The sequence below is a fragment of the Microcoleus sp. Pol11C3 genome (assembly GCF_036701485.1).
Taxonomy (GTDB): Bacteria; Cyanobacteriota; Cyanobacteriia; order Cyanobacteriales; family Microcoleaceae; genus Microcoleus.
Window position 1 is genome coordinate 1 of sequence record NZ_JAUBQW010000180.1, and the last position, 10,458, is coordinate 10,458.

The following is a 10,458-nucleotide window of genomic DNA, read 5'->3' on the forward strand; positions in this document are numbered from 1 at the left end:
TCTTTAGTTGAGTTTGAATATATCGGTCGCTCCTATTCATAGTTTGCGATCGATTATTCAGCAAGCCCTAATTAAGTCCTCTTTGAGAGGACTTTAGCTATAGCAATCCTAAATGATTATACTCGTTACCAGGAAGAGCCTGGTAACGCATATCCGGAGGCTCTGCCTCCATTGTTGCAGCCGAGGCAGAGCAAGAGTGACATCGGTTCCCAGGCTCTTCCTGGGAACCAGTTAACCAGTTATTGAAATTGATTTAGGATTGCTATATGAGACAGGGAATTCATTCCCTGGCGGACTGTTGGGTGAGCGGGAGGACTGGCAAACTAAAAGCTTAAGTTGACACTAATAGGTAGCGGGTAATCACTTCGGCGCACCTCAATGTCGTCGTAGGGTGCGCGCTGTGCACCTTACGGCGAATTAAATAATACCCTAAAAATCAAAATAAATATAAGGCAAACCCCCTTCGGGAGCCAACACCCAAACCGCATACAAACAAAGCGGCACTAACACCAATTTCAGTGGCCAATTTAACTCCAATTTCAAACCCCGACTCAACGCATAATTCCCCAGCATCGCCGCAGCCAAAGCCGCCAACATCCAAGCTAAATGCACTCTTTCCAAACCCAAAACTTCGCCATAAACTTTCTCAGCAAACTGCACGTCAGCAGTGTGTCCCCACAAATGCGAAATCGCCCATCCAGAATCCTTTAAATCGGGAAGGCGGAAAAATATCCAACTACCAAAAACCATCGCCTGAGTCAATAGCCAACCGATCGCAATCCCGATCGGATTTTCCCACAAAAACTCGATTCGCAACCGCTTGAAAACCACATCCGTCACCCGGTGAACCGCCATAGCCAAACCGTGTAAACCCCCCCACACAATAAATCCCCAAGCCGCCCCGTGCCAAATTCCCGCAATTAACATGACGATCGACAAATTCAGACAAGTGCGCCACAAACCGACTCGCGAACCGCCCAAAGGAAAATACAAATAATTGCGTAGCCAATCGCCTAAAGTCATGTGCCAGCGTCGCCAAAAATCAGCTATGCTGGCACTAAAATAAGGAAAATCAAAATTTGGTGGCAAATACCAACCCAGCAGCAAAGCAGTACCGCGCGCCATGTCAACATAGCCACTAAAATCGAGATAAAGTTGCAGCCCGTAAGCAAAAATAGCCAGCCACAAATCCTCGCTACCCGCCCGCTGCAAGTTGGTAAAGCTTAAATCGACATAAATTCCCAAGTTATCTGCGAAAAGACCTTTTTTTACTGCACCAAAGGCGATCGTCCAAAGTCCCTCAGAAATGCGATCGGGCGTCGGAAATTGCTGGGTTTTCAGTTGATAGATCAAGTTGTGATACCGAGTAATCGGGCCGGAAATCAGTTTGGGAAAAAACAACTTGTAAGCAGCAAAGTGCAGCAGCGAAGTAGCAGCAGGCGCGCCTCGGTACACGTCAATCAAATAAGCAATGCACTCAAAGCAAAAGAAACTCAATCCCAGGGGTGCGATGACGTGACTTTTCACCCAGTCAGCTCCGTCGAGAGCAACCGGCCAATTTAACAAAGTGCCGATCGAACTCAATAAAAAAGGCACATACTTAAAGCCCAGAAGCAGCAATACATTCAGGCAGATGCCTATCCACAGCAGCAACAAACGGCGGCGGTTCCAAGATTCATTAGCAATCCGCCAATCCAGAGGTTCCCCAATTGCCATCGCCAAGAAGTAATTAAACAAAGCGCCGACTAACAGCAGAGGAATGTACCAAATTTGCAGCGAAGCGTAAAAAATTAAACTACCGGCCAACATGATGAACAGCCGCCACCACCGCAGGGGAACCAACCAGTAAGCCGCGAACAAAACCAACAGAAACAGGGCATATTGAAGGGAGATGAAAGTCATACCATTTTAGATTTTAGATTTTAGATTTTAGATTGGGGAATGGCTTACTCTATATGGGTTTGGACTTGCCTAAAGTTGCATTATTTTTTTTAATCAAGACTTTACTAAGAACTAGATTTAAGAATTTTAGCCGATCGCCCTTGGCACGATAAAAGCACAGCCTCAGTCCCTACGGTATAGTCGGCAACTGAGAACTGCTACATTTTACAGCACAAATGTTAAATGCTGTGGCAAATTAAATAAACTTCGTTTGGGTAGACGCGGTTGCAACGGCCATCTTCTCTATCTTGAAATTATCTGCGTCGATCTGCGTTTATCTACCTTACATCTGCGGTTGACCGATCGATCGAAGATTTATGCAATAAGTCTCAAGACTAGCCGATCGCCAACCTTCACCACCGTTGGCGACCTATATCGCAGTACAATGAATTTGTGGCAAGTTTTTCAGCAAATACCGAAAAATTATCTTCATCCTCCCCACTCAAAACTTTGGCTACTGAATCCGCCGCTGGCGATCGCCCGGAACCCCGCAACCTACGAGAATTTGCGCTGGTCAGCGATATTTCATCTCCCTTAGCAGCGGACATTTCCAAAGGGTTTTCTTCTTCTCCAAGATACAGAATCGGCAGTGTTACAAAAAAAGTCGAACCCACTCCGGGTGAACTTGTGATTTCAATGCTTCCCCCTAGAAATTCCGCCAGTTTTTTGCACAGAGACAATCCCAATCCCGTGCCTTTGACCCCCTTCTGCAAGGGGTTTTCGAGTTGGACAAATTCTTCAAAAATCCGCCTTTGGTCGGCTGGGGGAATGCCGATGCCCGTATCTGCTACTGAAAAAGTAACTGTTCCCTCCTCTCCTATTTCCGCAGCAACTCGAACTTCACCTGCTTCGGTAAATTTGAGGGCATTAGAAATCAGATTTCGCAAAATCTGAGAAACTTTGCCCTCGTCGGTTGTGAGGATTGGAAGTTCGAGAGGATCTTCAAAAATTATAGAAACGGCAGAGTTTGGGGGAAGAAGGGGGCGCATCATTCCTCGCAGGGCGCTGAACAAATCTTCGACTTCAAAATCACCCACGCGAACAGTTAGTTTTCCGGCTTCCACTTTGGCTAAATCTAACGAGTCGTTGACAAGTTCTGCGAGAGACTCGGCGGATTTGTAAATGTAATTTACTTGCTTTTCCTGTTCTGCAGAAAGTTCTCCGTCGAGGCGATGTAACAATATTTCGGAAAGGCTCAGAATTGCCGTTAGCGGAGTGCGAAACTCGTGGCTCATATTGGAGAGAAAGCTGGTTTTGAGTTCGCTGGCGCGCCGGAGAGATTCGGCTTTATCGTTCAATTCAGCGTAAAGTGCCAGAACTCCGCGATTGGTATCTTCTAGTTGTTGATTTAATTGTACGAGTTCTTCTTGACGCTGGCGGAGTTCGTCTAAAGTGCGTAGTAATTCTTGATTTTGCTGCTGAATTTCGGCATAGGGATCTTCGGGAATTTGGCGCGCTAGTTTATCAACTAATTGATTTAGTTCGATCGCACTCAGCGCAGGCATATGTTTGGAAAACTGTTTAATTAATTGTACAGCCGTTCCGCGATCGGGCGCCGAGTCGATTTTCACTTCGTCCATCAACCGTTTTGCTGCTGCTAAACCGAGTCCCGCGCCGGTTTGCGATCGAAAATTGGGGCTTAACACAGCCGGTAAATCAGCAATTCCCGGCCCCGTGTCAGAAATCCGAGTCCGAAAAATTTGGGGCGATTCTCCTTCCACAATGAATTCTACTTTGCCACCGCCTGCATATTTGAAAGCATTGCGGGCAATTTCGGAAACTGCTGTGGCGATGCGGGTTTGTACTTGGGAATCGAATCCCAGCCCTTTAGCAATTTGGCGAGCTCTTTGGCGTACTTGTACGATGTCTTGTTCAAAGCGGACTTCCGTCGTCAGGATTGGGTAACTCACGCTGCTTCTCTCACCTTGGCTACTATAACTGTCATGTCATCGCGAGTGCGTTTGAAATCCCGGTAGAGCACGGCTGCGATTAAAGCAGGATGTCTGGAGGCTAAACCCGGGTAGCGGTTTAAATTCCACTGCGCCGCCAAACCGTCGGAGTGCATGATGAGTAGGGACTGCTGCGACCAAGGATAGACAAATTCTGCTACTTTTCGCATCATATGTCCAACTGTGCCGTTGTAGGAAACCATGCTGCGGCTTTGGTTATCTGTGACAACTACACCGCTGATGTTGCCAATTCCGGCAAAACAAATTGTTTGTTGAGTAGGATCTATTTGGGCGATCGCCGCAGCCGCTCCTCTGGTATTTTTTAAAGCAGCGTGCGCCTTCTCTAAAATTGCTTTGGGCCCGAGTTTGGCGTTTTCCTCAAATACCCGCACTGCTTCGCGGGACGCTTCCTGGGCTAAATCCCCGTAGCCGAGCCCGTCTGCAACTAAGATCAGGTGTTTGTCAAGGTGATTTTCCGCCGCCCAAGAATCGCCGCAAATTTGCTCTCCTACTTTCGGTAAGTGGATAACCCCAAATTCCAAGTAATTGCTGTTTTGGGATGCTTCCCGGCTATTTTGGGTCGGTTCCAGCCTCGCTAATAAGGCTGTCCCCAGTTTTGGTACAGAATGAATATCAAAAAAAGTAGAGAGGCGTTTAATTGCCCCCAGTCCAGTTCCAGGGCTTCCCGCTGTAGAAAAACCGTCCCGCATACACAGCGCGACATTTGCCATTCCTTGCCCCCTGTCTAGCGCTACTATTTCAATGCTATATCCTGCCGCTGTTTTTAATGTTCGCAGTAAAAGTTCTCCTTCGCGGCCGTGTTTGACCAGGTTTTTTGCTGCTTCCGTGGTAACAATTGCCACTTTACCGCGATCGGTCTCGTTAAATTCGACTTCGGCCGCCAGGGCGACTGCGATTCGCCGCGCTTCTCCGACTTGACTTTCTTCTGTTACGGGCAGGGCTACGGCATCTATCATTGTTTATCAGTTCTCATAATAGAATCCTCCATACGCCAACCCTCTCCGGGTATGGTGTGGGATTTCCAGAATCACTTTTTGGCTTTGCTGGTTGCTCTTTATACCAATTTAAAAAAATAATACAACTATACGCAAGCTCCAAACCCCGATCGTCCTCAATCATTCCTAATTCTTTAATCTAAAATCTCAACTCTCAAATCGTATTACTTACTCACCGCCAGCGGACGATCGCAATTTTAGTCCCCTTACCCACTTTGGAAACAATCTCAAATTCGTGCATCAACCGCTTGGAACCACTCAGCCCCAAACCCAAACCGTGATTAGAAGTATAACCGTCAGTCATTGCCAATTCGATGTCTGGAATTCCCGGGCCCTTGTCTTCAAATATCAGCCTCAGCCCTTTGCGGGTGCCTAATTGGAGCGTTTCGAGAGTTACAGTTCCCCCTTTGCCGTACTCTACAGTATTGCGGGCGAGTTCGCTGGCTGCGGTAACGATTTTCGTTTGGTCTAATAAACCGAATCCCATTGCTACAGCCCAAGCTCGCACTTGCTGTCGGACGTGGACTATATCGGAGGACGATCGGATTTCTAGTGTCTCACGTTTTGACATGGTGGCTACTGTACCAAAATAGAACTTTTCCCCAAAATATAGGACTTACGTTCATCAACTTAGTTTCTCCTAATAGTGCTGGCTGCACTTACTATCATTTTCTCTCAAAAAAGAAGATATTGAAGGAATCTCAAACCCTTGATTTAACCAGTTTGAGTGCGTAAGCCCTGTCCTAAGAAATTTTTAGTTTGTCCACAAGGTATCTACAAATAAACTAGGTTTCTTGACTGCCTGTGCCTCAGTCAGGGGAAAATTGATCGACTGCTTACGCTTGCTCGTCCACAGACAAACTCAAGGATTTTCTTAACAAAATCATGCCCTTTTCAACGCTTAAAGCTGTGCGAACTCCTGTCAGGGAAAGGCCCAACTCAACGAGCGTAATAGCAACCGCTGGCTGCATCCCGACCACAACTGTTTCCGCATCTAAAATTCGCGACATACTAGCGATATTGTTGATAATGCGACCGATAAAAGAATCAACAATTTCGAGGGAAGAAATTTCAATTAATACACCTTTAACACCTGTTTTGACGATGCGGTTTGTCAGGTCATCTTGCAGGGTCATTGCTAAGCGATCGTGCATATCTACTTGAATTGTTACTAGCAGAAATTCTCCCATTTGAAGTATCGGTATCCGTTCCACAAATTCACCTTTATTTGAAGTTTTACTTAATTTATTAGACCAAACGGCAATCTTTTTTATTTTTCCTCTTTAAGATTTTTTATAGTTAAACCTTGACGTTGCAAAGCGACTTTAAAAGCATCTGCTAAAGTAGCTTTTGTGAGAATATCCTGCAAGTCAACTCCTAAATGAACTATGGTTTGAGCTATTTGCGGGCGAATGCCACTGATGATGCACTCAGTACCCATTAAACGGGCGGCGGCGACAGTTTTTAATAAATGTTGAGCAACTAAAGTGTCAACAGTCGGCACGCCTGTAATGTCTAAAATCGCAAATTCTGAGCCGGTTTCCATGATTTCCTGCAACAGAGTTTCCATTACTATTTGAGTGCGGGCACTGTCGAGAGTCCCGATCATGGGTAATGCGAGAATTCCTTGCCAAAGTTTGACTACGGGTGTTGACAATTCGAGCATTTCTTGCTGCTGGCGTTCGATGACTTCTTCGCGAGCTTTGAGAAAAATTTCTGTCACCCAAAGCCCAAGCTGGTCTAATAAACTGGTGGAAAGCCAAAGTTGTTCGACAAGTGCGTCGCGGTTTTCTGTCAGTTCATGACAAAGCCGATCGAACAATGGCTTTTTGAAGCATAAAATGAAACTCGCTATTTCTGAGGGAGTAAAGCCTCTCTGAACGCGCGATCGCGAAACTTCTGCTAGCAGCACCCGCATATTTTCCCATTCGGGTGTCTGGATGTCGCTAAAGTTACCCTGCCCGACTGCAATGTGGAGCAATTGCAGGAACTCTTGACACTCGGAACGCAATTCTTTGGCTCTCATCAAGTCGTCCCGCCGCAGTCCGGTATTTTGCAGTTCTTTGAGCCAGTCTGCTAGTAGCTCTGCTTTGTGTCTTTCGAGGATTTCCGCGATCGTGTTATTGCTTGTGAGTTCCATTGAAATTATCTCCTGCTTAGCACTTGGGATGAAGTTGTACGAGCGATTCCCTACGGGATAGCTTCGCCGCGCATACTTTAGTAGTTTTGATGGGCAACGTCTGAGTTTAACTCACTGTTTGCTGTTTGCGATCAAGGGTTAAGTACCTAATTGCAAAATGCGTTTGACGATCGCACTGGTAGAACTCGGAACTTCTATTTCGATTAGGGAAATCTTGCCACCTCCGGCGATAACAGCCGGTGCTTCCGGCAGAGTTTCGACTTGATAGTCGCCTCCTTTAACGTATATATCAGGCTTCAGGATATTTATCAGTTTAGTTGCTGTAATCTCGGAAAAAATTACTACGGCGTCTACTGGTTTGAGGGCGGCCAACACTTCGGCTCGCTGATTTTCCGGTACGATCGGGCGGGGCGGCAATCCCGGCTGCTGCGGTTTAATAGCTTGCACGCTGGCGTCGCTATTCAAGCCCACCACGAGCGATCGCCCCAATTTTTTTGCCGCCTGCAAATAGCGGACGTGGCCAGCGTGTATGATATCGAAGCACCCGTTAGTAAACACGATCGGGCGCCACTTGTCCGGATCGGATGCGATCAATCTTTCCAGTTCTCTCAAAGTGTAAACATCAGAAATCATTGCAGTCATTACCACCAAATTTTAACAGCGCTCAAAATTATCCTACCAAAAAATGTGATGGTTTGCACTTTCGATATTAAAAAATAAATCAGTCAACATCCCAATAATTAATAGTTGTTTCCGAGTACACTATTAATTAGTAAATTGTAACTTTTCAGCCAGAATGGATAAGTAAAAATTACCGCCGAAGCAGATATGGACAACATAATTTCTCGGTCAAAAACAGCTACTCGTCTATCTGTGACAGCCGTATCGTGCTGCTGGTAATTGAAGGTTAAAAAGGTTTGGAAACAATTATTTATTCCACCCCTCTCTTATATCAATTACTATAAGACAAGGGATTTAGTGCTACGGCCTCTGGCAGGCGATCGGGTAGTGCGAGCCCTAGGGGGTGAAACCCAACGAAACGCCCTGCTGCTGTGTCTATTATTTCTGACACCGCGGCGCGAGCGAAAGCTAGTTAAAAGCTGGAATCCAAGCGTCTAGAGCTCATCTTGACGCTGCATTGTTCAGGCTATAGAAGAAGCCAGCATTTGCTTGCAGCAGTTTCTGGTCGCTATCTTGACCAAGCTTTACAGCCACCCCAGAAGCGTGCTGCCTCCTGTGCCCAACTCTGCATACCTGTGCAGAAACTCGACCCTTTGCGGTCGCAACCGCAAGCTGTGAAAACCCAGAGGAAAGTCGAGGTGGGTACCCGAAGCAGCTATTTTGGTGGAAAATAGCTTAACTCCTTCAACAAAATCCACTCAACTACCCCTTTGAATCTAACGGTGTAGAATTATCTCACAGGAATTATGAAAGCAAGTAATAGCCGTCAATTTTCTTCAGTAGCTGCTCGAACTCTAAAAGTAGTCGGGATTATCTTGATTCTCTCTGCTTTGCTTGACTGCATTGTTCTGTCGCTGCCGGGAGAAACTTCGGACCTTCTCAATCGAGGCTGGCAGCTTGCCGCAGCAACTCAGATAGTTGACAGAGGCATGATTCCTTTGATGGGTATCGCCTTGCTGATGACTGGCTTTTGGGTGGACAGCAGCAGTGGAGTCTCTATTGAGCGACGCCAGGTTTGGCTGGACTTGCGATTTTGGGCGCTGTTGATTTCCAGCTTGTTAGGTTTAGTTTACCTATCTCTGGTTCCCGTTCACCTCAACAATACTCGTTTGGAACTCAAAGATGCTCTGGCTCAAGTCGATCAAGAAGCGGGACAAGCGGAAGGTCAACTTGAGGGGCAAATTAAAAGCGATCAGTTTAAAGCTCAGGTAGAACAGCTCAAAAGCCAGCGGCGCACCCAGATAGCCGCGCTGCTGCAAGACGAGGGGAAACTGCAACAAGCACTCAAGAGTCCAGAGGTTCCCAATGAATGGAAAGCTGTGCTTCAGGAGTCGAAAAATGACCCGAAAGCCCTTGACAAGTTCCTAGAACAGCAAGCTCAAGCACTTCCTACTCAAGCTCGTAACGAGATTCGCACCCGCAAGCAACAAAAAGAGAAAGAGTTAAGAACTCGATCGAGAAATTCGAGTTTGCAGACGGGAATCAGCAGTTTGTTGTTAGCGATCGGCTACATTACTGTTGGTTGGACGGGATTGAGAAGTATGGGAATTCTGCGGTTCGGCCGCCGCAAAAATTGACCAGCGCTGGCAGGGATCGCGCTGGTCGAGACATCCCTGAGAAATAGTTTGTTTACCCAATAGTTTGCCATTACTGAAAGCTGGGAATGTTCTCAATTTATATTCTGACTTACAATGAAGAGATTGATATCGCCGCTTGCATTGAATCGGCATTGCTTTGTGACGATATCATTGTAGTTGATTCTTTCAGCACCGATCGCACCCTTGAAATTGTTCAGAACTATAGTGTGCAAACAGTGCAGCACCGCTTTGAAACTCACGGACGCCAGCGGACTTGGATGCTCCAAGAAGTCCCGTGCAAGTACGAATGGGTTTACATCCTCGAAGCTGACGAGCGGATGACGCCTGCACTGTTTGCTGAATGCTTAAAGGCGATCGAAAGTCAAGAATATATCGGCTATTACGTAGCTGAAAAAGTAATATTTATGGAGCGCTGGATTCGCCGCAGCACTCAATATCCCCGTTATCAAATGCGTCTCTTTCGGAAAGACCGAGTGTGGTTTACTGACTACGGTCACACTGAACGCGAAGTCTGCAACGGGCCTACTCACTTTTTGAAGGAAACCTACCCTCACTATACTTGCAGCAAAGGTCTTTCCCGCTGGATTGAAAAGCACAACCGCTACTCGACTGACGAGGCGGCTGAAACTCTCCGTCAATTAGAAGCGGGTCAAGTAAATTGGTGGCATTTATTGTTTGGCGCGTCGGAGGTGGAAAGGCGCCGCGCTTTAAAAGATTTTTCTTTGCGCTTGCCTTTGCGGCCTGTGGTGCGCTTTTTCTATATGTATATTTTACTCGGCGGATTTCTTGACGGCCAAGCGGGCTTGGCTTGGTGCACGCTGCAAGCTTTTTATGAATATCTAATTTTGCTGAAAGTTTGGGAAATGAAGCATCTACCACTGCCAAAGTTAGAGGTAGTGGCAGAACAATCTCTTTCGGAAGTAGTAACCGTTGATTCGCCTAAAGTTTCTTATAATCTTGGTGCTTCCGATACTCGAAATTAAAAATTGGTAATGGTTCAGTTGACAGTTGACAGCTTGCCCTGAGCGTAGTCGAAGGGTTGACGGCAAGATAGCGACCTCTACCTGGAAGGAAGAGGATTGGAGTAATGAATAGTCTTCTTTTAATTTCTCCCGATCAGGCTTGGGGCTTTA

General features: G+C 46.5%; 10 protein-coding genes. 2 read left to right on the forward strand and 8 right to left on the reverse strand.

What is annotated here, in order from left to right; genetic code table 11:
* Positions 1 to 429: 429 nt before the first annotated feature.
* The 8 genes from QUA40_RS25770 to QUA40_RS25805 form a co-directional block, all read right to left on the reverse strand.
* Positions 430 to 1,902 carry an MBOAT family protein gene (locus QUA40_RS25770; protein WP_333131143.1) on the reverse strand — a complete coding sequence of 491 codons (1,473 nt, stop codon included), beginning with the start codon at positions 1,900 to 1,902 and terminating at the stop codon, positions 430 to 432.
* 392 nt (positions 1,903 to 2,294) lie between these two features.
* Positions 2,295 to 3,851, reverse strand: coding sequence for an ATP-binding protein (locus QUA40_RS25775; protein ID WP_333131145.1), 1,557 nt, complete (start codon positions 3,849 to 3,851; stop codon positions 2,295 to 2,297).
* Positions 3,848 to 4,867, reverse strand: a complete 1,020-nt coding sequence (locus tag QUA40_RS25780) for an ATP-binding SpoIIE family protein phosphatase (RefSeq protein ID WP_333131147.1) — start codon at positions 4,865 to 4,867, stop codon at positions 3,848 to 3,850. Before QUA40_RS25780 ends, QUA40_RS25775 begins: the two co-directional genes overlap by 4 nt.
* A gap of 211 nt (positions 4,868 to 5,078) precedes the next feature.
* The gene (locus QUA40_RS25785; RefSeq protein ID WP_333131149.1) at positions 5,079 to 5,477 is read right to left on the reverse strand and encodes an anti-sigma regulatory factor; all 399 of its coding nucleotides are present in this window, start codon (positions 5,475 to 5,477) and stop codon (positions 5,079 to 5,081) included.
* Positions 5,478 to 5,742: 265 nt separating this feature from the next.
* Positions 5,743 to 6,120 carry an STAS domain-containing protein gene (locus tag QUA40_RS25790; protein WP_333131151.1) on the reverse strand — a complete coding sequence of 126 codons (378 nt, stop codon included), beginning with the start codon at positions 6,118 to 6,120 and terminating at the stop codon, positions 5,743 to 5,745.
* A gap of 56 nt (positions 6,121 to 6,176) precedes the next feature.
* Positions 6,177 to 7,046, reverse strand: a complete 870-nt coding sequence (locus QUA40_RS25795) for an STAS domain-containing protein (RefSeq protein WP_333131153.1) — start codon at positions 7,044 to 7,046, stop codon at positions 6,177 to 6,179.
* A 138-nt stretch (positions 7,047 to 7,184) separates the two neighbouring features.
* Positions 7,185 to 7,679 carry a D-glycero-beta-D-manno-heptose 1-phosphate adenylyltransferase gene (rfaE2, locus tag QUA40_RS25800; protein ID WP_445301199.1) on the reverse strand — a complete coding sequence of 165 codons (495 nt, stop codon included), beginning with the start codon at positions 7,677 to 7,679 and terminating at the stop codon, positions 7,185 to 7,187.
* Between the two features lie 572 nt (positions 7,680 to 8,251).
* On the reverse strand, positions 8,252 to 8,425 hold the full coding sequence (locus tag QUA40_RS25805; protein ID WP_333131157.1) for a hypothetical protein: 174 nt from the start codon (positions 8,423 to 8,425) through the stop codon (positions 8,252 to 8,254).
* Between the two features lie 48 nt (positions 8,426 to 8,473).
* Here QUA40_RS25805 and hpsJ-B point away from each other — a divergent pair, with 48 nt between their 5' ends.
* Entirely contained in the window at positions 8,474 to 9,304 is an 831-nt protein-coding gene (gene hpsJ-B / locus QUA40_RS25810; protein WP_333131159.1) for a hormogonium polysaccharide biosynthesis protein HpsJ, read from the forward strand.
* A gap of 86 nt (positions 9,305 to 9,390) precedes the next feature.
* Complete coding sequence (locus tag QUA40_RS25815; protein ID WP_333131161.1) at positions 9,391 to 10,308, forward strand: glycosyltransferase family 2 protein; 918 nt, start codon at positions 9,391 to 9,393, stop codon at positions 10,306 to 10,308.
* The last annotated feature ends 150 nt before the right edge of the window (positions 10,309 to 10,458 follow it).

Bases quoted from the DNA above. Each gene is read 5' to 3' on its own strand.
- QUA40_RS25770 (WP_333131143.1), bottom strand. From the start codon at position 1,902: ATGACTTTCATCTCCCTTCAATATGCCCTGTTTCTGTTGGTTTTGTTC.
- QUA40_RS25780 (WP_333131147.1), bottom strand. From the start codon at position 4,867: ATGATAGATGCCGTAGCCCTGCCCGTAACAGAAGAAAGTCAAGTCGGA.
- QUA40_RS25785 (WP_333131149.1), bottom strand. From the start codon at position 5,477: ATGTCAAAACGTGAGACACTAGAAATCCGATCGTCCTCCGATATAGTC.
- QUA40_RS25795 (WP_333131153.1), bottom strand. From the start codon at position 7,046: ATGGAACTCACAAGCAATAACACGATCGCGGAAATCCTCGAAAGACAC.
- rfaE2 (WP_445301199.1), bottom strand. From the start codon at position 7,679: ATGATTTCTGATGTTTACACTTTGAGAGAACTGGAAAGATTGATCGCA.
- hpsJ-B (WP_333131159.1), top strand. From the start codon at position 8,474: ATGAAAGCAAGTAATAGCCGTCAATTTTCTTCAGTAGCTGCTCGAACT.
- QUA40_RS25815 (WP_333131161.1), top strand. From the start codon at position 9,391: ATGTTCTCAATTTATATTCTGACTTACAATGAAGAGATTGATATCGCC.